22 protein-coding genes are annotated in these 24826 nt (G+C 30.7%); 13 read left to right on the top strand and 9 right to left on the bottom strand.

Translation table 11 applies throughout. The annotated features are described in order from the left end of the window. Positions 1-10 precede the first annotated feature (10 nt). A complete protein-coding gene (locus tag ACKTTC_RS01975) occupies positions 11-511 on the top strand; it encodes a DinB family protein (RefSeq protein ID WP_408037787.1) in 501 nt (166 codons plus the stop codon). Positions 512-544: 33 nt separating this feature from the next. Here ACKTTC_RS01975 and ACKTTC_RS01970 read toward each other — a convergent pair whose 3' ends face one another. Then, positions 545-3256, bottom strand: a complete 2712-nt coding sequence (locus ACKTTC_RS01970) for a carboxypeptidase-like regulatory domain-containing protein (RefSeq protein ID WP_408037785.1) — start codon at positions 3254-3256, stop codon at positions 545-547. A 21-nt stretch (positions 3257-3277) separates the two neighbouring features. Next, positions 3278-4108, bottom strand: a complete 831-nt coding sequence (locus ACKTTC_RS01965; protein ID WP_408037783.1) for a GLPGLI family protein — start codon at positions 4106-4108, stop codon at positions 3278-3280. Positions 4109-4360: 252 nt separating this feature from the next. Here ACKTTC_RS01965 and ACKTTC_RS01960 point away from each other — a divergent pair, with 252 nt between their 5' ends. The 5 genes from ACKTTC_RS01960 to ACKTTC_RS01940 all read left to right on the top strand — a co-directional run bounded on the left by ACKTTC_RS01960 (position 4361) and on the right by ACKTTC_RS01940 (position 8635). After that, a complete protein-coding gene (locus ACKTTC_RS01960; RefSeq protein ID WP_408037781.1) occupies positions 4361-5176 on the top strand; it encodes an SDR family NAD(P)-dependent oxidoreductase in 816 nt (271 codons plus the stop codon). 6 nt (positions 5177-5182) lie between these two features. Beyond that, on the top strand, positions 5183-6109 hold the full coding sequence (locus ACKTTC_RS01955; protein WP_408037779.1) for an LLM class oxidoreductase: 927 nt from the start codon (positions 5183-5185) through the stop codon (positions 6107-6109). A gap of 68 nt (positions 6110-6177) precedes the next feature. After that, positions 6178-6735, top strand: coding sequence for a TetR/AcrR family transcriptional regulator (locus ACKTTC_RS01950; RefSeq protein ID WP_408037777.1), 558 nt, complete (start codon positions 6178-6180; stop codon positions 6733-6735). 51 nt (positions 6736-6786) lie between these two features. Continuing rightward, positions 6787-7533 (top strand): SDR family NAD(P)-dependent oxidoreductase, encoded by a 747-nt coding sequence (locus tag ACKTTC_RS01945; protein WP_408037776.1) that lies wholly within the window; start codon positions 6787-6789, stop codon positions 7531-7533. A 58-nt stretch (positions 7534-7591) separates the two neighbouring features. After that, the gene (locus ACKTTC_RS01940) at positions 7592-8635 is read left to right on the top strand and encodes a flavin monoamine oxidase family protein (RefSeq protein ID WP_408037775.1); all 1044 of its coding nucleotides are present in this window, start codon (positions 7592-7594) and stop codon (positions 8633-8635) included. Positions 8636-8680: 45 nt separating this feature from the next. Here the strand turns inward: ACKTTC_RS01940 and ACKTTC_RS01935 are convergent, their stop codons facing one another. Then, positions 8681-8905: a hypothetical protein gene (locus ACKTTC_RS01935; protein ID WP_408037774.1), complete on the bottom strand. Its 225-nt coding sequence runs from the start codon at positions 8903-8905 to the stop codon at positions 8681-8683. After that, positions 8892-10250 carry an MATE family efflux transporter gene (locus ACKTTC_RS01930; RefSeq protein ID WP_408037773.1) on the bottom strand — a complete coding sequence of 453 codons (1359 nt, stop codon included), beginning with the start codon at positions 10248-10250 and terminating at the stop codon, positions 8892-8894. The genes ACKTTC_RS01935 and ACKTTC_RS01930 overlap by 14 nt, the downstream gene beginning before the upstream one ends. 88 nt (positions 10251-10338) lie before the next feature. Here ACKTTC_RS01930 and tpx point away from each other — a divergent pair, with 88 nt between their 5' ends. The 6 genes from tpx to ribB all read left to right on the top strand — a co-directional run bounded on the left by tpx (position 10339) and on the right by ribB (position 17109). Further along, entirely contained in the window at positions 10339-10836 is a 498-nt protein-coding gene (tpx, locus tag ACKTTC_RS01925; protein WP_408037771.1) for a thiol peroxidase, read from the top strand. Then, positions 10836-11219, top strand: coding sequence for a diacylglycerol kinase (locus ACKTTC_RS01920; RefSeq protein WP_408037770.1), 384 nt, complete (start codon positions 10836-10838; stop codon positions 11217-11219). The genes tpx and ACKTTC_RS01920 overlap by 1 nt, the downstream gene beginning before the upstream one ends. A 37-nt stretch (positions 11220-11256) precedes the next feature. Next, complete coding sequence (locus tag ACKTTC_RS01915; RefSeq protein WP_408037768.1) at positions 11257-13701, top strand: FtsK/SpoIIIE family DNA translocase; 2445 nt, start codon at positions 11257-11259, stop codon at positions 13699-13701. Positions 13702-13750: 49 nt separating this feature from the next. After that, positions 13751-14404 carry a LolA family protein gene (locus ACKTTC_RS01910; RefSeq protein ID WP_408037766.1) on the top strand — a complete coding sequence of 218 codons (654 nt, stop codon included), beginning with the start codon at positions 13751-13753 and terminating at the stop codon, positions 14402-14404. A gap of 99 nt (positions 14405-14503) precedes the next feature. Beyond that, complete coding sequence (locus ACKTTC_RS01905) at positions 14504-15970, top strand: LptF/LptG family permease (RefSeq protein WP_408037764.1); 1467 nt, start codon at positions 14504-14506, stop codon at positions 15968-15970. Next, positions 15967-17109, top strand: a complete 1143-nt coding sequence (gene ribB / locus ACKTTC_RS01900) for a 3,4-dihydroxy-2-butanone-4-phosphate synthase (protein WP_408037762.1) — start codon at positions 15967-15969, stop codon at positions 17107-17109. Before ACKTTC_RS01905 ends, ribB begins: the two co-directional genes overlap by 4 nt. Positions 17110-17173: 64 nt before the next feature. Here the strand turns inward: ribB and ACKTTC_RS01895 are convergent, their stop codons facing one another. The 5 genes from ACKTTC_RS01895 to ACKTTC_RS01875 form a co-directional block, all read right to left on the bottom strand. Beyond that, positions 17174-18679 carry a T9SS type A sorting domain-containing protein gene (locus tag ACKTTC_RS01895; RefSeq protein ID WP_408037760.1) on the bottom strand — a complete coding sequence of 502 codons (1506 nt, stop codon included), beginning with the start codon at positions 18677-18679 and terminating at the stop codon, positions 17174-17176. A gap of 235 nt (positions 18680-18914) precedes the next feature. Next, entirely contained in the window at positions 18915-19853 is a 939-nt protein-coding gene (locus ACKTTC_RS01890; protein ID WP_408037758.1) for an NAD(P)H-dependent flavin oxidoreductase, read from the bottom strand. A gap of 9 nt (positions 19854-19862) precedes the next feature. Then, the gene (gene mnmA, locus ACKTTC_RS01885) at positions 19863-21050 is read right to left on the bottom strand and encodes a tRNA 2-thiouridine(34) synthase MnmA (protein WP_408037756.1); all 1188 of its coding nucleotides are present in this window, start codon (positions 21048-21050) and stop codon (positions 19863-19865) included. Between the two features lie 247 nt (positions 21051-21297). After that, positions 21298-23301: a S9 family peptidase gene (locus tag ACKTTC_RS01880; RefSeq protein ID WP_408037754.1), complete on the bottom strand. Its 2004-nt coding sequence runs from the start codon at positions 23299-23301 to the stop codon at positions 21298-21300. 166 nt (positions 23302-23467) lie between these two features. Beyond that, positions 23468-24172 carry a toxin-antitoxin system YwqK family antitoxin gene (locus ACKTTC_RS01875; RefSeq protein ID WP_408037753.1) on the bottom strand — a complete coding sequence of 235 codons (705 nt, stop codon included), beginning with the start codon at positions 24170-24172 and terminating at the stop codon, positions 23468-23470. A 64-nt stretch (positions 24173-24236) separates the two neighbouring features. Between ACKTTC_RS01875 and ACKTTC_RS01870 the strand changes: the two genes are divergently transcribed. Beyond that, the gene (locus ACKTTC_RS01870) at positions 24237-24809 is read left to right on the top strand and encodes an adenylosuccinate lyase (RefSeq protein WP_408037751.1); all 573 of its coding nucleotides are present in this window, start codon (positions 24237-24239) and stop codon (positions 24807-24809) included. Positions 24810-24826: the final 17 nt, after the last annotated feature.

The following is a 24826-nucleotide window of genomic DNA, read 5'->3' as shown; positions in this document are numbered from 1 at the left end:
AAATAAGAGAATGCAAATATTAATCAATCACTTAATTCAGCAGTTTATTGCTATACAAAATGGAAAAATTTGGATTGGTAGCTCCTATAAAAGTAAACTAAGTGCAATAAATGAGCACTTAGTTTTTATAAGACCTCAAAAGAACTTGCATAGTATTGCTGAAATTCTTTCACACTTAACTTTATGGCGTACAGAAGCCATCTTAAAAATAAAAACTGGTAAAGGAAGTAAAACAGACGATTGTGCAGAAAATTGGCTATCAAATGAAGTTTTAAAAACCAAAGGATGGACAAACATCAAATCTGATTATGACGAAAGTTTAACGCAGCTAATTGAACTGTTAAAAGAAAAAGAAGATAGCTTTCTTAATGACGAATATTACGATACCGACTTTAAAGGTAATTATACATATAGCTTTTTAATAAATGGAATGATACATCATGACCTCTATCATTTAGGTCAATTAGGTATTATTATAAAATATTTGAATTTAGAAGGTTTCAACAAATAGTTGTTAAACCCTGTTGTTTTAACAACTATTTATTTACAAATTATACACAAATCGAAATGTTATAAACCTTGGTTGTATAAATGTTTCTGAACTGAAAACAGAGAAATTTGTAGCATTATTTCTTACTTGAGAACTTATATTTAACAAATTTGTTGCTTTCAATTCATATTCCCATTTCGCATCTCTGTTTTTTCTATAGGAAATAGTTGCGTCCCAATTTTGAAATGATTGTGATCTTCCGTTTCCTAAATCTTGATTCGTAAATGTATAATTACTTCTCACGGTAACTGAATTCCAAATATAAGCGTCAAATTCTACAGAAGGTGCGTTTGTAATAAAAGTTGTTTTACGACTTCCTTGATTATTTTCAGACCTGCTATATCGGTAACGAAAACTTATGTTTGGTGCTTTTAAATAGTTTGTACGAATACCTGGAGTGTATGTTTGTGTAAAACGTTCATTTAAAGAGCGATTTCCTTGTATAAACTGATTGATTTTACTATAATTTAAATTTGCATTGAAACTAGCACGTACTTTACCAAATGTTCTTTGTACCCTACCAAATAAAGTAACACTCTCATCAGCAAAATTAGAATTGAAAAAAGTACTTGTTCTAATTACACTTTCAAAATCTGTTAAGCTTCGTATTTGATCTATATTACTCGAATACGCAGCTCTAGCAAAAACATTGGTGTAGTTAAAAAGATTAAAACTACTATAAAGCAAACTTACGTTGTGTGATAATGCATTTTGAAGTTCTGAAGCTCCAAACTGAATATCGTCGTAATTATTCAATACCAATCCTTCTGCTAACCTCGTAACATCTGTAAACTGATTGCGCATTTCATATCTAAGCGTTAAAGCCTCACTTTTTTTAAATTGAATGCGAGTTTCAAAATCTGGTAAAATTCTGAAGAAATTATCTTTATACACTGTTCCAAATTGGGCATTCTTGTTTCCATAGGCATGTAGTGAAAATCCTGGAGTTACTGTAAACTTCCCTTTTCTAAATCGGTAATGAACTCCTAAATAAACATCACTAAAGTTATAATCTATATCGTTAGTTATTCTACCATTATTAATCGTAGGAATTGGATTGAATGTAGTTCCGTTATTCAAAAACTGAAATATATTGGAATTAAACTCTTGAGTGCTAAAAATAGTTCCAAAGGTTAAGTTAATATTACTTTTCCCATTAATAATATGATAATAATCTACTTTAGCATCTAACTGATTTGACTGTATGCGTCTATTCTGTCCTAAATTATAATTACTTTGATCTGTTTGTAATCCTAATGCTTCAGCAGTTGTATCAAATGGATCACTACCACTTGTATTTGCTAAAACTGCATTGTAAAACGGATCTTCATTTTTAATCAAATATTGCGCTTCAAAAGCAAAAATATTCCTCTCATCTAATGTGTAGTAATAGTTTAAATTCTGATTGATACTAAAAGGTGTAATTTGATCTGTTTGATTTATAGTTCCTATTACAGACGAAAATAAATTTTGATCTTGTTGATCTTTAGAGACTCTGCTAATTATATCATAATCTAATTGATTATTAGCATTAGGTTTGTAAGTAGCACTTAATTTTAAAACTCCTTGGTCTGATCGTTCTGTACTCGACTGTTCAGTTGCTTCGTCTGGTATACCTAACCCTTGATTTGTATATTGAATGAAACTAGACGTCCTAGAAAGAATTTTACTGCTATTATAAATTAGAAAACCACTTAAGTCTAACGATGTATTAGGAGAATAGCTAAAATTGCCTGTAGCAAGCTTATTTTCTATTTTCAGGGCATTATCCTGATTCGTTAAGAAATTTAAGCTATTATCTCCTAAATTTATATCCGTTCCACTACTTCTGCTTGGTGTTCTAAAACTTCCTGTAAAACCTCTAATGTCTCTTCTACTCAATGCAACTTCTCCAATATTATTTATATCTCCAATAAAGTTAGCAGTATATTTGGGACTATAATAAAACAGCTTGGGCTGTACTAAATATAAGCCTTCATCTGGAGCAGTTCCTCCTCCAGCAGTTACAGTTCCAAACCAAAAATTCTCTTTTCCTTCTTTTAATTTTATATTTAGTGCAACATTATCTTGATTATTTCGAACGCTACTCAACTGTCCTACTTCTGCATAATTTCGTAATACTTGAATTTTATCTACTGCATTAGACGGAATATTCTTCGTTGCTAGTTTTGTATCTCCATCAAAAAAGTCTTTTCCATTTACCATTAACTTATTTACTACCTTCCCTTCTACTTCAACCTGTCCATCTTCATTAATTTCTACGCCTGGAAGTTTCTCTAATAAATCTTCTAACTTTCGCTCTGTTCCGTTTTTAAAAGAGTCTGCATTATACACCAATGTATCTCCTTTTATAACCACAGGCATTTCATAAGTAATTTCAACCTCATCTAAAGAATTATCTGCCTCAAGTATAAAATCTTTTTGTAAGCTACTTTCTTTTACAATAATAGTTCCTTCAAAAGTTTTCATTCCTACATAACTAATCTGAATTTTATAAGTAGCATTTTTAGCTAAACTAAGCTCATACTTTCCTTGAGCATTTGTAATTCCAAACGATTCTAAAACACTAGTTTTCTGATTTATTGCGATAACATTCGCTAACTCTAAAGGTGTTTTTAAACTATCTTTTACAACGCCTTTTAAAGTTATTTGAGAAAAAATATTCATTGCATATAAGCAACATATAAAACATATTATTTTTTTCATGAAACGAAAATTTAGATTGAATTATCTTCTCCTTCTACCTCTGTTATTTCTCATTTCAACCATTTTTTCTCGTATCGTTTTTTGGTAAGCACTTTTCGTAATTTCTTCTCCTTTCTCAGGAATTTCTATTTCAATTTTTTCTTTAGGATTGATAATTACTTTAGAACATAACATAACTCTATCACCTGCACTCACTTCTAAAATAAGTCCTGGTAATCCCCAATACTCACCTGGGCCATTACTGACTGGAATTTGCGGTGTGTACCAAGCTTCAACAAATGTCATCCCTTCTATCATCTTTTTTCCTTCCTTAGTAATAGAGTCTTTCTTTGTTTCAGACTTTCTTAAATCACTCCAAGAAAAATTATACCAAGTCAATTCTTTTGTAGGTATAGCAGCTGTAGCTTTAAAACAAAGGTATTGTCCTATTTTCTTCGACTCTTTCTCTATTTTCCAAGCTATTTTTTGAAGATTATCTTTTACCAAAAATTTCTTTCCGTAAAATTCTTGACTCTGTACTAGCTGATTTTTCTTAATGTTTTTATATAAATCACCCTGTGAAAAGTTTTTTCCCCAAGAATCTGTTGCTCCAGAAATAGCATCTATTTTTTCTTCTTCTTTAAAAAAAGATGCTTCTTTATTAAATACTAAAACATACTCTTTTTCTAACCTATTTTTTAATCGTGCTTTTATCTGCTTTTTCTGTGCTTCACTCATTCTAGCTCCCCAACGCCCCAGCTCTAATTTCGATTTTGAATAATAAATAGCCTTACCTTGAAATTCTTTAGCTTCTGGAGAGAAAAATGTTAGTACTAAAGCTAAACTGATGTATTTAAAAAGAATTGATTTCATGACTGTTCCTGATTAGTTTGTTTAACAAATATATAAAATTATTAAACAAAAATTAATTTAAACGATCAAATGAGCTTAAAATCAAAGAGTAAACAGTTCTAAATTATGTTAAATATTTTATAAAAAATAGTAATATTTCTTTTAGAATGAATACTATCATTTTCAACCGTTATTGCAAAAAGCATCAACTACAAATACTTTTGTAACTATAATTAGTATAGTTTAGAATTATTAGTCTCTTAATATATTACAATGAAAACAATTTTAATAACGGGTAGTACAGATGGTATAGGAAAACTAACTGCTATACAACTAGCTAAAGAAGGTCATAAAGTATACATACATGGAAGAAACAAACAAAAGTTAGAAAACACAGTTACAGAAATCAAACAAATTTCTAATAATAATTATATCGAAAGTTTTCTTGCAGATTTTTCCGATTTAAAAAGCGTTCAACAAATGGCTAGTGAAGTTAATGCAAAATTACCGCAATTAGATGTACTAATTAACAATGCTGGAATTTTCAAAAACTCTGTAACTAAAAATAATAATGATATAGATATTAGACTTGTTGTAAATTATTTAGCTCCTTTTGTGTTGACTAAAAACCTAATTCAACTTCTCCGAAAATCTGAACATTCTAGAATTATCAATTTAAGTTCTGCAGCACAAGCAACAGTTTCAATTAACGCATTACAAGGAAATAGTCTCCTTTCAGTTCAAGATGCTTATTCACAAAGTAAACTAGCATTAACAATGTGGAGTTTTTATTTGGCATTACAGTATCCTAAAATTGTAATTATAGCTGTAAACCCTGGCTCTTTATTAAATACTAAAATGGCAAATGAAGCTTATGGCACACATTGGGCTTCTGCTGATAAAGGTGTTACTATTTTACACGATTTAGCTGTAGCTGAAAAGTATAAAGGAATTACTGGTAAATATTTTGATAATGACAAAGGTGATCCTATTGGTAGTTTTGCTAATGCACATTCGGATGCTTACAATCATGAAAAAATAGATGCTTTGATTGCTACTACAGAAAAACTAATTAATGATATTTTATAGTTACGTATGAATACGTTTAAAAGTATAGCACAGCAGAACAAACTCACTTTAGGTTTGGTATTTCCTATTGAAGCTTATAAAGGTTCAATTCCAACAATGAAAAACCAAGAACAACTAGCTCAATTGGCAGAAGAAATTGGTTTCAAAGCATTATGGTTTAGAGATGTTCCTTTTAACGACCCAAGTTTTGGTGATGCAGGTCAATTATACGATCCTTGGATTTATATGACACATATTATGAATCACACTAAAACAATTGCTTTAGCAACTGGAAGTATTATTTTGCCTTTGAGACATCCTGTGCATACAGCAAAATCAATTGCTAGTCTACAAACATTATCTAACGGAAGAATTGTTTTAGGACTTGCTTCTGGTGACAGACCTAACGAATATCCTGCGTTTCATAAAAATTTACATAAAAAAAGTGAGTTGTTTAGAGAAAGTTTTGCATATATAAAAGCATTGCAACATAATTTTCCTGTGCATGAATCAGCAACTTATGGAACATTAAACGGTACAATCGATTTACTTCCTAAATACAATGCTCATACCCCAATGCTAGTTACTGGACATTCTGGACAATCTTTAGATTGGATTGCTTCTAATACCGATGGATGGCTTTATTATCCTAGAGATTTTCGTTTCTTACAAGAAAATATGCAACGATGGAAACGTACCTTAGAAAAGAATGAACAACCATGGAAACCTTATATGCAGTCTTTGTATATAGATCTCTTAGAAAATCCAAAAACTACTCCTAAAGGAATTCATTTAGGATTTCAGTCTGGAACGGAGTATTTACTTTCACATTTAAAAGCTTTAGAAAGTATGGATGTAAATCATGTTATTATAAATTTAAAGTATAGCACTAGACCAATACCTACTGTACTAGAAGAAATTGGTAAACATATTCTTCCTCATTTTACTCATTAAAAAAGGCTTCGAAATTTCATAATCCATAAAAACAGACAGACTTGTCTGTTTTTTTATATCTTTGCTCTGTGAAATCAAAAGTAAGACAACATATTATAGAAATAGCCTCTAATCTTTTTTACAGTAATGGCTATAATTCAACAGGAATAAATGAAATAATTTCTGAGGCAGGAATTGCAAAAGCTACTTTATACAACCATTTTAAATCTAAGGAAGCAATTTGTTTAGCTTACCTCCAATATAAAAATGCTGTTTTTACGAATGATATAAAAGAATTTTGTGACAAAAAACCTCAAGGAAAAGAGCGAGTTCTTGCAATTTTTGATTTTTTAGAAGCATTCTTTAAAGAAAAAGATTTTAACGGTTGCTGGTGTATTAAGACTGTTTCAGAAATACCAAAAGACAATACAATCATTCGTAAAGAAATACAATCACAAAAAAATCAGTTAATCCATTTTATTGCTGAATTAATAACAGATAATATACCTTCTTATACTCAAGAAGAAATCGATACGCTCTCTAAACAATTATATCTATTGTATGAAAGTGCTGTAGCCGAAAGTCATTTGCATCAAGACAATTGGCCTATTATGCAAGCTAAAAAATTATCAGAAAAAATTATTTAAAAAATTTTACAATCAAAAAGACAGACTTGTCTGTCTGCAAATATTTATATCATGGAAAGTTTTAAAAACAAAGTAGCCATTATCGTTGGCGGAACAAGTGGAATTGGGTATGCAACTGCACATCAATTATTAAATGAAGGAGCAATTGTTCATATTGTTGGTAGAAGTATCGACAAAGTTATTGATCAAAAAAATCTACACAAACACAAAGTGGACATTACTAATACTAATGAAGTAAATAATTTTATAACTATAATTAATACTTTAGATCAAGTAGACTATTTAGTAAACGCATCAGGAATTTTTGGTCCAAAACCTTTTTTAGAACATACTTTAGAAGATTATGATTCTTATTTGGATTTAAATAGAGGTTTCTTCTTTATAACACAAGCAGTTGCAAAAAAAATGAAAACTACGAATGGTGGAGCAATTGTAAATGTAGGATCTATGTGGGCTAAACAAGCAGTAAAAGCAACTCCTTCTTCTGCATATTCTATGCAAAAATCAGGATTACATTCTTTAACACAGCATCTTGCTATGGAATTAGCAGATTATAATATTCGTGTAAATGCTGTTTCTCCTGCTGTAGTTCAAACTCCGGTATATCATGGTGTTTTTGGTAGCAAAGAAGCAGCAGAAAATGCTTTAGAATCTTTTAATCAATTCCATCCTATTGGAAGAAATGGATTAGCAGATGATGTAGCGAATAGCATTCTCTTCTTGTTATCAGACAAATCTTCTTGGGTAACTGGAGCAATTTGGGATGTAGATGGTGGTGTAATAGCTGGTAGAAATTAAGTTATTTTTGTAATATAGGCTAGGTTCCCATTCCTAGCCTTTTTTTTATTAAAAACAAATGAATAAAAGTGTTATTATTATTGGTGGTGGGCTTTCAGGTTTAACAACTGCTCATTTATTAAAACAAAAAAAGTATAATGTAACTATCATAGAGGCAAACAGTAGATTAGGTGGAAGAATTTATACAAAGAAAAGTAAAACGGGAACCTTAGAGATGGGTGCTACTTGGCTTTGGAAATACAATACTAAATTACTTCAGTTATGCAATCAATTAGGCATACAACTTTTTGAACAATGTATGGACGGTGATGCTTTATTTGAAGCTATGTCTGCTCATGCTCCTCAACGATTTCAGTTACCTAAAAATCAAGAAAAAAGTTATAGGATTACTAATGGCACTCAAGAAATAATTTCAAGGCTATGTAAAAAATTTACAAAAGATGAAATTCTTTTAAATGAAAAAGTTTCTGCTATTACTCTAAACTCTGAAATTATTGATGTAACTACCAATAAAAGCAGCTATGAAACAGATTATGTAATCGCTACAGTTCCTCCTCAACTACTAATCAATAGTATAAACTTTTCTCCCAACCTCCCAGAACAACTTATGAATGTTGCTAAGAAAACACATACTTGGATGAATGATTCTATAAAATTCGCAGTTGCTTACAAAACTCCTTTTTGGAGAGCACAAAAACTTTCTGGTGTAGGTTTTAGTAATGTGGGACCTTTTACAGAACTATACGATCATAGTAATGCAAAGGAGACTACTTTTGCTTTAATGGGCTTTATGAATCCGAATATGGTAAAGGAAAATGAGGATTATAGAAAAGAAAAAATAATACAGCAATTAGTTAAATTCTTTGGCGCTGAAGCAACAAACTATATTACTTATGAAGATAAGCCTTGGCGTTTAGATACTTCAATTTCTACAAAAAGTTCTGAGTATTTATTACCACATCAAAATAATGGACATACTTTGTATCAACAATCATTTTTCAATAGCAGGCTAATAATAAGTGGTAGTGAAACCTCTAAAAAATTTGGTGGATATATGGAAGGTGCGGTAGAAAGAGCTTACGAAGTAGCTTCTATGTTTTAAATAAAAATTTAGTAAAAGAAAAAAGAATGGTAATTACCATTCTTTTTATTCATATTTCTTCATTTCTGAATCGTAGAAATTACCTGCCTGTTCAATTAGCTTCTCTAATTCATTTGCTAGCTCCTGTTCATTTTCTCCTTCAACATCTTCAAACCATTCTACTTCATCATCTTTTAAATTGATTAAAAAACGAGGATACTCTGTATGTAGAATAAAAATATCTTCAGGAAATTCGCTGTTATCAGCCAATAAAAATTTAGGTAAGTTCATTTTTTTCTATAATTAATTTTTGAGTCAATTTGTTAAAACGAAGATACAACATTATCGCAGAAGCGGTAAGCGCTATTAATAAACCAATCCATATACCTTTGCTTTTTAAATCTGTATGCAAGGCTAAAAAATAACAAATTGGAAATCCTATTACCCAATACGCTATAAATGTAATTCGCATTGGTATTTTTACATCTTGCAATCCTCGTAATGCCCCTAATACAACAACTTGAATTCCATCTGAAAGTTGGAAAAAACCTGCTATAATTATCAAAGTTGCTGCAGTAGAAATTACTTCTTGATTATCTACGTAGTATGTTGGTAAAATATCTTTGAATAATATAAATCCAAAAGCAAATAGTAAATCAATAATGATCATTAATAGGAAAATAGACAATGCAATTCTACGTAACTCTTTATAATTCTTAAGTCCTTTTTGATTACCAACTCTAACTGTAGCTGTTACTCCTAAACCAACTGCAATCATAAATGTCATAGATGCTAAGTTTAATGCTATTTGATTGGCTGCTTGTGAATTAGTTCCTAAAATTCCAGCTATAAAAATTCCTGAAGCAAATAAAGTAACCTCAAACCACATTTGTAATGCTGTTGGGTATCCTAACTTATAAATCTTTTTTAGTATTGATTTTTTAATATTATTGAATGAAAAACGTGTAACAAAATCGGTAAACTCTTTACGCGTTCTTATAATATAAATCATAAAACCTACCATAATGAATCTAGAAATCAACGTTCCTACTGCAGAACCAGCTACTCCCATTGCTGGAAAACCAAACTTTCCATAGATCAATACATAATTAAAAAACACATTAATTACATTAGCTAAGATCGTTGCTTGCATTGCATATTTTGTTAACGATAATCCATCTGCAAACTGCTTAAATCCTTGAAACACCATTAGTGGAATCATTGAAAATGCAATAATTTGATAATAAGGTTTCGCTAATTCAACTACTTCGTTGGGTTGTTTCATATAATGCATAGCAGGTTGTGAAGCCAGTAGCATAAAACAAATTATAAAACCTAATATGATTGTGATAAAAATTCCATGTTCAAAAATAGTTTTCCCTTTCTTTTTATCTTGCTCTCCATCTGCTTCTGCAATTAGTGGAGTAATCGCAAAACTAAAACCTATTCCTAACGACAGAAATACAAATACTAAACCGTTAGCCAGAGAAACTGATGCCAATGGTGCTGCTCCTAACTTACCTACCATTAAATTGTCTGCCAACCCAACTAAAACATGGCCTAATTGGCCTAACATAACTGGGTAAGCAATACGTAAGTTTTTCTTAAACTCTGAAGTATAGTTTGATAAATTCACAAATAAATTCTTTCGCTCTAAAAGTAAGCGAAGATAGTTTAAATTGATAGATTTTAGTTATTTTTGAGTAGAATAAAAAACTTTAAACATGGCTACAGTAACACTACAAGGAAACGAATTACACACCGTAGGAAATCTTCCAAAAATCAATTCTAAAGCCCCGGAATTTAATTTAGTTGCAACAGACTTATCAGTAAAAACTTTAAATGACTATAAAGGAAAAAAGTTAATTTTAAATATCTTTCCTAGTGTAGATACTGGTACTTGTGCTACTTCAGTAAGAAACTTTAATAAAGAAGCTGCTCAATTAGACAACACCAAAGTATTATGTATTTCTAGAGATTTACCATTTGCACAAGGTCGTTTTTGTGGAGCAGAAGGAATTGAAAATGTAGAAATGTTATCAGATTATGCTACTGGTGCATTTGGAAAAGAATATGGTGTAGAATTTGAAGGAGGACCTTTAAATGGGTTACATTCAAGAAGCATTGTTGTTATTAACGAAAATGGTGATGTTACTTATACAGAACAAGTTGCTGAAACAGTAGATGAACCAAATTATGCTGAAGCTTTAAAAGCTTTATAATGAAAAAATCTCGTGACGGATTTGTAAAAAGAAGACTTAAAGGCATTCGATATGCGCTAAAAGGAATTCTTATCCTAGCAACAACAGAAGATAGTATTAAAGCTCAATTTTTTATTGGGCTTTTTGCTGTTATATTAGGATTTATTTTCAATATCTCTGCTACAGAATGGATGATACAATTAACAGTTTGCGGATTAGTCTTAGTAGCCGAAGCACTAAATACTGCTGTAGAAAAAGTTGCCGATTTTATCCATCCTGAATTTCACCACAAAATAGGAATTATAAAAGATGTCGCTGCTGGAGCAGCTGGTTTAGCGGCAATAATTTCATTAATTGTAGGTTCTATAATATACGTCCCAAAAATAACTAGCTTATTTTTGTAATATTTCTATATTTACAGGTCAAAATTCATCTATTTAAATGGCAAAAAAAACAGTTTCTAAAAAGACAAAAAAAGTCACTAAAACCCCAATGAATCAGCAACTTTCCGATTTTTTCAAAAATCGGCAAACACAAACTATTCTTGGCGCATTTTTAGTTTTATTCGCTGTTTTTTTATGTATAGCTTTCATTTCATTCTTTTTTACTTGGCAAGAAGACCAAAGTATCTTAACTGAATTTGGTAATAAACAAATAAAAGCTAAAAATTTATTAGGGAAAATAGGTTCTAAACTCAGTCATACTTTTATATATAATGGTTTTGGTTTAGCTGCATTTATTTTACCATTCTTAATCTTTTTAACTGGAATTAGCTTTTTACTACAAACCCGTTTAAAAAGTATGGTTGCTCGTTGGAATTGGGGACTATTTAATATGTTATGGATTTCAGTAGCATTAGGATTTGTAGAGAAAAAATTTGCATTACTATCTGGTACTATAGGTTTTGAATTAAATGAATATTTAAGAACATTTATAGGAAGAACAGGACTTGCCATTGTATTAACGTTCTTTTTAATTTCTTATTTAGTTGTTCGATTTAAAGTTACGTTAGAAAGCATTCGCGAAAAATTAAGAACTCCTGAAAAAGCTCCAAAAGATAGCGCAATTGACAATACTATAGTTACAGAAGAAAATATTCAAAACAAAGCTACTGACTCTGAAAAAGAAGTAACTAAAGATTCAAAGTCTGCTTTTGAACTATCTGTAGAAGATTTACAACCTACAATTAATAACCATTCAGTAATAGATAAAGAAGAGGAAAAAGAACCTACTCTTGTAGTTGAAAAAGAATTAATCGTAGAAAATAAGCAGGAAACTTCTGTTAAAAAAAGCGATAGCGAAGTTGAAATAGCAATTGCTAAAGTAGCTGAAGAAAAAAGTGTTACACAAAACTTATCTGAAAAGTTAGTTCAAGATTTTGGTGAATTTGATCCTACCTTGGAATTAGGAGAATACCGCTTCCCTACTTTCAACTTATTAAAAGAATATAACGAAAGTATTTCTGTAGATCCTAGCGAATTAGAAGCAAATAAAAACCAAATTGTAGAGACTTTAAAGAACTATAAAATTGGAATTGCTCAAATTAAAGCTACTGTCGGTCCTACAATTACGTTATATGAAATAGTTCCAGAAGCTGGTGTTAGAATTTCTAAAATTAAAAACTTAGAAGACGATATTGCTTTATCTCTTTCCGCTTTAGGAATTCGTATTATCGCACCAATTCCTGGTAAAGGAACCATTGGTATAGAAGTTCCAAATAAAAAATCTACGATTGTTTCTATGCATTCCGTAATTGCTTCTAAAAAATTCCAAGAGAGTTCTATGGAATTACCATTAGCAATGGGTAAAACTATCTCTAATGAAACTTTTGTGGTAGACTTGGCTAAAATGCCGCACTTATTAATGGCAGGTGCAACTGGACAAGGTAAATCGGTTGGATTAAATGCTATTCTAACTTCGTTATTATACAGAAAACACCCTGCTGAAGTTAAGTTTGTATTAGTAGATCCTAAAAAAGTAGAACTTACCTTATTTAATAAAATTGAACGTCATTATTTAGCAAAACTTCCAGATAGTGAAGATGCTATTATAACAGATACTTCTAAAGTTGTAAATACATTAAACTCGCTTTGTATAGAAATGGACAACCGTTACGATTTATTAAAATCGGCAATGGTACGTAATATTAAAGAATACAATGCTAAGTTTAGAGCACGCAAGTTAAATCCAGAAAACGGGCACCAATTCTTACCTTATATTGTACTGGTTATTGATGAATTTGCTGATTTGATAATGACAGCTGGTAAAGAAGTAGAAACACCAATTGCTCGTTTAGCTCAGTTAGCCAGAGCTATTGGTATACATTTAATTGTAGCAACACAGCGTCCTTCTGTAAATGTAATTACTGGTATTATTAAAGCCAATTTCCCTGCTCGTATTGCTTTTAGAGTAACTTCTAAAATTGATAGTAGAACCATTTTAGATGCGCCTGGTGCAGATCAGTTAATTGGACGTGGAGATATGTTATATTCTGGAGGAAATGATATTACACGTATTCAATGTGCTTTTGTAGATACTCCAGAAGTAGAAAAAATAACTGACTTTATTGGCTCACAAAGAGCATATCCTGAAGCGCACTTACTTCCAGAATACGTGGGAGAAGAAGGTGGCACAAATGTTGATATAGACATTGCAGACAGAGATAAATTATTTAAGGAAGCTGCAGAAGTAATTGTAACAGCACAACAAGGATCTGCTTCCCTATTACAACGAAAATTAAAGTTAGGGTACAATCGTGCTGGTAGATTAATAGATCAATTAGAAGCTGCTGGAATAGTTGGACCTTTTGAAGGTAGTAAAGCTAGACAAGTTTTAGTTCCTGATTTAATAGCTCTTGAACAATTATTAGAAAACGAGAAAAAATAATATTTAAAACAATATTTAAACAGACTGTTTGAACGAAATGAAAACACGTATGAGAAAAGTAGCATTAGTATTAGTAGCATTATGTATCGGTATCAACTTGACAGCACAAAATACAGCAAGTCAAGCTAAAACTTTATTAGACGAAGTATCGTCTAAAATGGGCGCTTATAAAAATATGAGTATCGGCTTTACTTCTACTTTGGTAAATGAAGAAGCAGGTATTACAAACGATCCTCCAATTCGAGGAACAATTTCATTAGCTGGCGAAAAATATAATTTACATTATCTTGGTAATAACTTTATTTTCGATGGTTCTAAACTAGTTGTTATTAATGAAGAAGAAAAAGAAGTAACCATTACCAATGGAGATTTAGAAGAAGAAGATGGATTCATTTATCCTTCAAAATTATTAACTTTCTATAAAGATGGTTATAATTATGCAATGGGAACTATTAAAAATAACAATGGTAGAAAAGTACAGTATGTAGACTTAACTCCTATTGATAGTAATTCTGATATTGTTAAAGTACAATTAGGAATAGATGCTAAAACAAAGCATATATACAAGTTAATTCAAGTAGGTTCTAACGGTGCTGTAACAACATTTACTATAACTAAATTTAAGAGTAACCAACCTATTTCTAAAAACTTATTTTCTTTTGATAAAAGTAAATATGAAAAGTTAGGATATTTAATAGATTAATCCTTCAAAAAATAATATAAAGTTTTGTTAGTAGCTTTCGTAAGCAATTAACAAAACTTTTGTGTTTTTATTATCAAGAAGCTTACTACCTTTGTAATTGTGAAAAGATTAGACAAGTATATATTAAAAAGTTTTTTAATTCCTTTTTTAGCTACATTCTTTATCATTCTATTTGTATTGGTAATGCAAGCTTTATGGCTAGCTTTCGATGATCTTGCGGGAAAAGGAATCAGTGTTGGTATTATTTTAAAGTTTTTGTGGTATACTGCATTAATTGTAGCTCCTCAAGCCTTGCCTATTGGAGTATTGCTCTCCTCTATTATGACCCTTGGTAGTCTTTCTGAAAATTACGAGTTTGCAGCGACAAAATCTGCTGGAGTTTCCTTACAAAGAATGGTACGATCACTTGTTATTTTAACTATCTTTTTAAGTGGTTTAAACTTCTTAGCATATAATTATGTGTATCCATATGCCATTTTGAAGCAAATCAATCTAAAAATTAATATTCGTAAAAAACAACCTGCTTTAGCTTTAGTTCCTGGAAGTTTTAATACTGAAATTCCTGGCTATCAAATTAAGTTTGATCGTAAGTATGGTAAAGAAGGAGAACTTCTCGACAACGTATTAATTTATGATCTTTCCGCTAAAAGAGGGAATAACAAAATCATTTCTGCAAAGCATGGTGAATTAATTTCAGAAGAAGGTAGTCGTTATATGACCTTAAAATTAAATGATGGTCATTTTTACGAACATCATGTAAATGATAAAACACCTTATAAGGAGCGTTTTCGAATGAAAGCGTCTTATTCAGACTTTGATGAGTATACTATGAATATTGATATCTCATCTTTTTATGATGACGACTTAGATGAGTTAAACCATAAGAGAAACTTTAATATGCTAAGCTTGGCTCAATTAAAAGATACATTGCCTAGCTTAAAACAAGGATATGATGAATATGTACGTACAAGAGCTAAAAGTTTATACTTAAATAGCAGTGCAGAAAGCCTTCATCAAATTCCTGATTCTTTGAAAAACGATAAGTTAGCTCCTAACATTCTAGATAATTTTGGCATTCAAGAACAACGAGATATTATCAATTCTGCCATCGCAAAAGTAGATAGAACACTCAATAATTTTACAGCCAATAAAAACTCTTTCAAGCATAGAAGGAAAGTACTTAATCTATATGATATTGAATTTTACAATCGTGTAGCATTGTCTTTATCGTGCTTACTACTATTCTTTATCGGTGCTCCACTAGGTTCTATTATACGTAAAGGAGGAATGGGATTACCAATGATTTTAGCAATTTCTATTTATGTATTATATTTCTTCTCCAATACTTTTGGTAGGAATATGGCAGAAGAAAGTTCACTTTCTGCAATTGGTGGTTCTTGGTTAGCCATTGCATTAATGCTACCTTTAGCAATTGTATTAACAACTAGAGCAACACAAGATAAAGGCTTATTCGATATCAATAGTTTTTTTGCTAGAATAGGTAACTTTTTCAAAAAAATATTTCTCTTTTTAACAAAAAGAAAATCAACTCAACAAAAACAATGACAACAAACACAACACAACGCATACAATTAAATACTATAGAAGAGGCTATAAATGATATTAGAGCTGGAAAAGTAATTATTGTTGTAGATGATGAAAATCGTGAGAATGAAGGAGATTTTTTAGCTGCTGCTGAGAAAGTTACTCCAGAAATGATCAATTTTATGGCTACGCATGGTAGAGGCTTAATTTGTACACCTCTCACAGAAAACAGGTGTAAAGAGCTAGAATTAGGAATGATGGTAAATAACAATACCGATCCTATGGAAACAGCTTTTACTGTATCTGTAGATTTACGTGGAAATGGAGTAACTACTGGTATTTCGGCATCGGATAGAGCAAAAACAGTACAAGCTTTAATTAATAAAGAAACCAAACCATTTGATTTAGCAAGACCAGGACACATTTTTCCTCTAAAAGCCAAAGAAGGTGGTGTTTTAAGAAGAACTGGACATACAGAAGCAGCTATAGATTTTGCTCGTTTGGCGGGATTACAACCTGCTGGAGTTATTGTTGAAATAATGAATGAGGACGGAACAATGGCTCGTTTACCTCAATTAATTGAAGTTGCTAAAAAATTCGATTTAAAAATCGTTTCAATTGAAGATTTAGTTGCTTACCGAATGGAACACGATTCTTTAATTGAAAAGAAAGAAGATTTTACCATACAAACTCGTTTTGGAGATTTTCGTTTAAGAGCTTACCAACAAACAACTAACAATCAAATTCATATTGCATTAACTCGTGGTACATGGAGTAAGAATGAACCTATTTTAACACGTGTGAATTCAACTTTAGTGAATAATGATATTCTAGGTACTTTAACGAATGATGCTGATCATAAGTTAGATAGAATGTTTAAAGTTATTAATGATGACGGACGTGGAGCCATTCTATTTATCAATCAACAGAGTCAATCATTAAATTTACTAAATAGATTACGTGATTTAAAAGACAACCAGGTTAACGGAGAAATGAAAGCTCCAAGAATTACGATGGATAATAGAGATTTTGGAATTGGAGCGCAAATCTTACACGATTTAAATATTCATAAACTTCGTTTAGTGTCTAATACAAAACAAGAAAAGCGTGTTGGAATGATTGGGTATGGTTTAGAGATTGTAGATTATGTAGGATTCTAACATAGAATAATCATATAAATGAATAAAAAAAGAGGTATTAAAATTAATACCTCTTTTTTTATTTTTATCTAATAATAATCTTCTTTACTAATTGTGAAGTTCCTGTTTTTATCTTACAAAAATAGATCCCTGTATGTAAATTATTCAAATCTAAATTAACTCTTTTTGAATGTATTTCTTGACTGAAGACTTCTTTACCTGTTAACGTAAATATTGAAGCAGTTGTCTTATCCAATAAACTTTCGTCATGAGTTAAAAGAGTTATCTTTTTATTTACAGAAGGATTTGGATAAATAGCTAAACTTTCAGCGCTCAATTCAAACTCATTATTCGATAATGCATTAACATCATTGAACTTAAAAATAGCTCCCGAGTTGTCAGTTTTTTCAACTCCAAAAACAGTACTATATTTAGTTAAACATATACTATAACCTACTTCATCTCCAGCTATAGCATCATTTGTTTCTATAGAAGCTGAATTCCATTGATCTCCTACTTTATGAAAAGCATATACTTTACCAGTACCATTGTTATATCCTTTAGCACTAACAACTACTTTATTTTCATGTAAAGCTATTTTAAATCCAAATTTTGCATCTTCGCTAGGATTTGGAGAAACTATTGTACTTTCTAATACCCAACCTGTATTTGAATTATTAAAAATAAAAACTTTTCCAGCGTCTGTTAATCCATTTACTGTTGTATACGGAGCGCTAACCGCTATATAATTTCCATAAATAGCTACATCATAACCAAAATCCATTCCGGCTTCTGGTGTATCTGCTACTAATTTTATTTCTTCAGACCATGTTCCATTTGTATTCTTAAATACGTAAGCTGCTCCTGAATTATTAATTCCTTCATGATCGTATAAATAAGCTCCTAAAACGGCATGATCACTATCTAAATCTCCAGACCAGCCTAAATAAGCATTCTTTTGAGGATCACTTGCTTTTAATTTTACTTTTTGTCCCCAATTATTGACTCCTCCTTCATTCTTATTAAAAATAAATGCAGCTCCTGAAGATTTTTCTCCTTCGTCTTCTCCATTTGCTGTAACTAAAATATTATCGCCACTTAAAGCTACATTTCTTCCAAAAAGATCAAAGCTATTTGCATTTTCATGCATTAGTGTTTTTAAAGGTTGCCATAATCCATTTACATCTTTTTCATAAACGTATGCTAATCCTTCTCTTGCTGATTCTTTTTCATCATGCCTTCCATAATAAGCTCCTACAGTAAGAAAATTATTATCTGCATCGATACTGTTTCCAAAATAAGCACTCTTAGTTGGTGTTGTTTGAAATAACTTTTGAGTTAAATTATAATTCTTATCGTAAACATAAACTGCACCTGAGTTAGAAGTAGCTTCATCTGCTCCACCTCCAATATTGGCTTCATCATCTAAAGAAGCACCAACAAACATAAAATCATCGTTTAAACAAACAGCAGATCCATATCTATCTAAAGACTTTGGAACAGGTGCAGTTAAATAAAAATCATGTACCCAATCTTGGGCTTGTAGTAAGCTACAATTTAAAATAAGTACTAAAAGTATATAGTTTTTCATATATTATATTTTTCGAGATTCTAAAAATTTCGAGCGCAAATATAATCCACTATTTTAATTCAGTCTAAATAAATTTAAAAGATTTTTTCTAATAGAATGATATCTTATTTTAAAGAATTGATTTTTAAAAACTAAAAACGGATCATCAATTTTAATTTTTAAAGTTGATGATCCGTTTTCAGTTATAATTACAACCTTTGATTGTATTTAGTATTATAACAAAGAAGCTCTATAACTATTGTTGCAACTCGCTTTTTACACTAGTATATTCAGAAATTATTTCTTGTAGTACTTCTTTTGCTGGCTTTATTTTATGTATTAATCCTGCTATTTGACCTATTTCTAATTCGCCTTCTTCTAAATCTCCTTCAAACATTCCTCTTTTTGCTCTAGCTCTTCCTAACAATGTTTTTAAATCTTCTACAGAAGCTCCTTTTTGATATAACTCTTGTACATCGTTGAAAAACTTATTTCTAACTAAACGTACAGGAGCCAATTCTTTTAATGTTAAATACGTTCCGCCATCTTTTACATTTACAATCGTATCTTTAAAATTATCATGAGCAGAAGACTCTACTGTAGCAGCAAAACGGCTTCCGATTTGTACACCATCTGCACCTAAAACCATTGCAGCTAACATTCCTCTTCCCGATCCTATTCCTCCTGCGGCAATTACAGGAATTTTCACCTGTTCTTTTACCATAGGAATTAATGTAAATGTGGTAGTTTCTTCTCTTCCATTATGTCCACCAGCTTCAAAACCTTCACACACAACTGCATCTACTCCAGCGGCTTCTGCTTTTAACGCAAACTTTACTGAACTTACTACATGCACAACTGTAATTCCTTTCTCTTTCAAAAAGGTTGTCCATGTTTTAGGATTTCCAGCAGAAGTAAATACAATTTTTACACCTTCTTCTACAATAATATCCATGATTTGCTCAATGTCTGGATACAGCATTGGAACATTGACACCAAAAGGTTTATCGGTTGCTTTTTTACATTTTTGAATGTGTTCACGTAGCACATCTGGGTACATAGAACCTGCTCCAATTAAACCTAAACCGCCAGCATTAGAAACTGCAGATGCCAATTTCCATCCAGATACCCAAATCATTCCACCTTGAACAACTGGATATTGTATATTAAAAAGTTGTGTAATCTTATTTTGCATGTAGCGAAGCTACGAAATAACCCCCGAACCTAAAAGCTCGTCATTAAGATACCATGCAACAAATTGTCCTTCTTGGATTGCCGATTGTGCATTTTCAAATTCTACAAATAAACCATTAGCTACTTTATGTAAAGTTGCTTTTTCTAGTGGTTGACGGTATCTAATTCTTGCTGCTACTTCCATGGTTTCACCTTCAGACAATGCTAAGTCTTCTCGTACCCAATGTAATTCTTCATTAGAAACAAATAGTACATTTCTATATAATCCAGCATGTTGTTTTCCTTCACCTGTATAAATTACATTTTCATTTACATCTGTTTCTATCACAAATAAAGGTTCTTTTGTTCCTCCAACCGCCAAACCTTTACGTTGACCTTTTGTAAAGTAATGTGCTCCTTGATGCTTTCCTACTACTTTTCCATCATCTTTAGTATATACATATTTAGTAGCCAGATGCATCAATTCTTCCTCTTTGCTTTCAAAATTAGGAAGCGAAGTATTATAAGCTTCAAAAGAAGTAGGAATTTGTACAATAACTCCTTCTTTAGGTTGTAGTTTCTGCTGTAAAAAATCTGGTAAACGTACTTTACCTATAAAGCATAATCCTTGAGAATCTTTTTTTTCTGCAGTTATTAAATCAGCCTCTTTAGCAATAGCTCTTACTTCCGGTTTTGTTAATTCTCCTACAGGAAACAATGCCTTTGCTAATTGCTCTTGAGATAATTGGCACAGAAAATATGACTGATCTTTATTACCATCTTTCCCCGCTAATAATTTATATACGGGTTTTCCATCAATCACTTCTTCTTCTTTTCTACAATAATGCCCAGTAGCAACATAATCTGCACCTAAGCTTAATGCTATATCCATAAATACATCAAACTTTATTTCTCTGTTACAAAGTACATCTGGATTAGGCGTACGTCCTTTTTCGTACTCATCGAACATATAATCTACAATACGCTCTTTGTATTGTTCACTTAAGTCAACTGTTTGGAATGGAATACCAAGTTTCTCTGCAACAATCATTGCATCATTACTATCTTCTAACCATGGGCATTCATCTGAAATTGTTACAGAATCGTCGTGCCAGTTCTTCATAAAAAGTCCAATTACTTCGTAACCTTGTTCTTTTAATAAATAAGCTGTAACACTACTATCTACTCCTCCAGAAAGTCCAACAACAACACGTTTCATACTAAAATTTTTAGGCTGCAAATTTACGAATAAGAATCCGTATTTTTATATGAATTAAATTGATGATTATATAAAGGGAATTTATCGTTTTGGATTACGATTTCCCCTATAAAAAAACAACTATTTTTCAATAGCTGTCTTCATAAAATACTTTATGCTTTTAACACAAAACTATTTAGACTATTTACATCTCTCAAAAAGCAAATTATCAGATTAAACTATAATAATTAACTTAGTAGCTTACATTCTAATAGTTGATATATTTATCGATCCATTCTAACTCAATCATCATCTTTTTAAGCTTGTTTTTAGGTTTTCTATATAAATGACCTTCATTTGGAAAAAGGACCAATTCAACTTCCGTTTTACCTATTTCTTTTAGTGCCCAATACATAGATTTAGAATGAGCAGTTGGTACACGAATATCCTTCTCTCCATGAGTAATAAGTGTAGGTGTCGTTATGTTTTCTACCTTTGTTACAGGACTTTCTTTTAGATAATATTCATAATCCTTCCATATTTTTTTATCCTTAAATAAATACTTTTGTAAAATATCTCCATCAGATATACCATAATCAGTAACTTCATTCCAATTTCCACAACTACTCAATGCTAATTTAAACATGTTAGTTTCAGAAATGATAGAATTCGTTAATACACCACCATAACTTGCTCCCATTACTACCATATTATTTTTATCTGCCCATCCTTTATCTATTAAACTTTCTACACCACTAATAATATCAAATGCTGGTTTTTTAATAGGACTTTCTAAAATATTCGTTACAAATTCATTTCCTCTACCTATACCTCCAGTATAATTAGGTTGCAATACTAAAAAACCTTTTGAGGCTAAAAGTGAACCGTAATAATAATATTGTAACCCATCTAAAGTTAAAGCTTCATACCTTGCTGACCAAGGGCCTCCATGTATATCTACGACTAAAGGCAGTTTGTCTTTTTGGGTAGCATTTGGTGGCCAAATTAATACGCCTTCAACAATTTCATTATCTCTATTTTTCCATGAAAACTTTTCTACTTTTGGCTTTGGAAAATTATCAAGTTTTTTATTGAACTCACTTATTTTAAATAGTTTTCTTCCTAAACCTTTAGATACATATATTTCTGGAAACGATTTATTAGTTACTACAGCGAAAGCATATAAATTATGTGATTTAGAGAATGTAAATCCTAAAACTTTTCCATTAAATTGAGTTACTTGCTCTATTTTTCCTTTATCAGTTTTATATACATTTAAATTTGTTGAAACTGTAGCTGTAAACACAACTTGATTATCTTTTAATATTTGAAAATCTTTTACTGCTCCTTTAAAATTATTATCTACAGGAGTATATTTAGAAGTCTCTAAATTATAATTGAATAGCTTCCCTTGTCTGTAATTATAAGCTTTTAAGTTGGTATCTCCGTAATTATTAAAAACGAGTTTTGTATTACTTATCCATTTCGGATATTCGTAACCTCCATCAAAAGTTAATTGTTTATCAATGCTTTTACTTTTTATATCAAATACATATGTATGGAATCTTTTTTCCTCTTTAAATTTCATAAATGTATTAAGGTCAGATGAAACAAAAGCTAGCTTTTTTTGATTCGGTGAAATTTGGAAATAATTTATAGGCTGTTTTATTGTAAATACTGAATCTAATTTTTTAGACTTGTAATTGAGTCTATAAAAATTTGATATACAAGTATTCTCTTCTGACCAATAAATAACATCTTTATATAATGGATTATCATCATTTTTATTTGTGCAAACATTCGCATTTAATAGAATAGTATCATTTCTAAATAATTCATAGGCTTCCATTTTATTTGCTATTTCTTGATCTTTTATCATTGGAATAGCCACTCCTCCATTTATATTCTTTTTGAATAAATTTCTTCCTTCTTCATTACTCGAGATATAAAATAAAAACTCACTATCACTAGTCCATTTTAAGTTATATTTATTTTTAGTGCCTGAAGAGAACTTTGTTTTTTTAATTGGGTTTCCAGTCTTATCTAATGTATACTTCCATAAGGTATATATCTCTTTATCTTTTTCAAAATTATTTTGCATAGTTACTATGGCTAGGTAATTTCCATTAGGAGCCATTGAAATTTCTGAAATATTAATTTGCCCTAAATATTCTTTTATAGGATAACCTGCTAAGCCTTTTTTTGATTGTGCAGTTGTAGTAAACGATGCTAATAAGAATAGTATGAATGCAATCTTTTTTAGTTTTTTCATTTGTTTTTGATTATTTGGTTGATAAAGATATGTTTTTAAGACTTAAAAGCTTTTATTTCTTTTTTATTTATAGGCTATGCTGGATACAGCGTAGTGCTGACTATAGTATATAAAAAAAGCAGTTGTCTAAAACAACTGCTTTTTTATATGGTTATATGATTATTATTTATTGCTCTTCTTCTAATTGATCGTCTTTTAACAAGTTTTTGCGCTCTCTTCCTTTATCTGAAAGTTCTCCATCTATATAATATTCCCATTTCCCAGATCTAACCCCATCTTTATATTTTCCTTTTTCTTTTATAACACCTTTAATATCATAAAACGTAGCCAGACCGTTTAATTTTCCATCTTTGTAATTTGTATCTTCAATTAAAACTCCTTGTTCTGTATAAATTTTTGAAGTTCCATCTTTCTTACCATCTTTATAAAACGTTTCTTCTGTAAGTTTTCCGTTTCCATAATAGTTTTTTACCGATCCATCTAACTTTCCATTTTTATAATGTTCTTCAGAAAAAACTCGTTTCCCATCTGAAAAATAGTACGTCCACTTCCCTACTCTTTCCTTACCTACCATTTTTCCTTCTGTTTTCAACCTACTTTTATTGTAAAACTTAACTGTAGCTGTATCTGAATTCTTCGAGAAGACTTTCACTATAGAAGGATAAGGAGAACCTTGATTATAGAATTTAAAGGTTCCTACTTCTTTTCCATTTTCAAAGGTTCCTTTATAACGGATATCTCCATTATCATAATACTTACGCCAAATACCAGTTCGCTTACCATTTGCATCGACTTGATTCACTTTTTGCGCTACTACAATTGACGATATCATTGCAAAACTTAAGACAATTAATGCTTTCACTTTTATCATTGTTTCTTTTTTTTGTCCTTATATTTAGTTCTTCTTATTGTAAAAGTACACAAACCATACCAATATGAGTATTGATTTTTTGATTTCTGTTTTAAATAATATAGAGAACCCTAAAAGAATAAATCGAAATAATGCTGCAAATATTGTACTAGAGCAGCCTGAATTGATTGAAGATCTTGTGAATATAACTTTTGATACAGAGAACAAACTTTCCATTAAAGCTGCATGGATTTTAGAATGGATTTGTACACATCATGGAGTAAATTATATACATCCTTATCTATCTTTTTTTACTCAAAACTTGCATACAGTTACTCTAGATAGTGCTATACGTCCATGTGCTAAAATCTGTGAACATCTAGCAACCGCTTATACTTCAAAAAATGATACTGAAACAAAACATGTTTTAGCTGATACACACATAGATTTAATAATTGAAACTGGATTTGATTGGTTAATTACTGAGCAAAAAATTGCTGTAAAAGCCTACACAATGAACACTTTATTTCTATTCGGAAAAACTAAAGATTGGGTACACCCTGAATTAGATCACATTATTAGAACCAAAGTAATTCACGAAAGCAAAGGTTGCGCAGCCAGAGGAAGGAAAATTTTGAATTTAATAGCTAAAATATAAATTATATAAGAGCCTTT

Source organism: Tenacibaculum amylolyticum, from assembly GCF_964511145.1.
GTDB classification, from domain to species: Bacteria; Bacteroidota; Bacteroidia; order Flavobacteriales; family Flavobacteriaceae; genus Polaribacter; species Polaribacter amylolyticum.
Note: the sequence above shows the minus strand (reverse complement) of the source record. Positions and strands in the feature narration are given on the sequence as shown.